This is a genomic window from Cyanobium sp. NIVA-CYA 375 (assembly GCF_056108345.1).
The window spans coordinates 1-799 of record NZ_JBSYHW010000304.1; the positions used below are offsets into that span (position 1 = coordinate 1).

2 protein-coding genes are annotated in these 799 nt (G+C 70.7%); both read left to right on the forward strand.

The annotated features are described in order from the left end of the window. A partial coding sequence (locus AC01FP_RS18235) for a PEP-CTERM sorting domain-containing protein (RefSeq protein ID WP_474482249.1) occupies positions 1 to 451 on the forward strand: 451 nt, incomplete at its 5' end. Positions 452 to 470: 19 nt separating this feature from the next. Beyond that, a partial coding sequence (locus AC01FP_RS18240) for a hypothetical protein (RefSeq protein WP_474482251.1) occupies positions 471 to 799 on the forward strand: 329 nt, incomplete at its 3' end.

Genomic DNA, 799 nt, shown 5'->3' on the forward strand with positions numbered 1-799 from the left:
AGTGGCCTTCACCAACAACAGCGGCGGCGTGCTCGACGGCTTCACGCTCGGCTTCAACGGCGAGCAGTGGCGCAACGGCGGCAACACCGCGGCGCAGAACATGGTGCTCGAGTTCGGTGTCGGTGCGAGCTTCGGCACGGTGGGCACCTGGACAGCGCCGGCGGGCCTGACCTGGGCCTCGCCGGTGGTCGGCTCCACCGGCGCTGCGGTCGACGGCAACACCGCGGGGCTGGTGAGCGGCCTGTCGGCCAGCTTCACGCAGCTGGCCTGGGCGCCCGGCGACACGCTGTGGCTGCGCTGGATCGAGCGCAACGACGGCGGCAACGACCATGGCCTGGCGATCGACGACCTCAGCTTCAGCGTCACCGCCGTGCCCGAGCCCGGCGCGCTCACCTTGATGCTGGCCGGGCTGGCCGCCGTGGGTTTCATCGCCCGCCGCCGCAACGCCTGAAGCCGAAGGATCCATCCCCATGAACACCCGCTTCAAGACGAGCCGCCTGCGCCAGGCCGTGCTGATCGCGCTCGCGCTGCCACTGGCCGCGCTGGCACAGAACATCGGCACGCTGCAGGGCCAGAGCCACCTCTCGCCCTTCAACAACCAGCAGGTCGGCAACATCGCCGGCATCGTGACCGCGCGCGACAACAACGGCTTCTGGTTCCAGGACGCCGGTGACGGCAACCCGCTCACCAGCGACGCGCTGTACGTCGTCGTCGGCAGCACCGGCGCCAAGCCCACGGTGGGCGACAGCGTGCTGGTGGGTGGCCGCATCCAGGAGTTCCGCCCGGGCAACGACGCCAC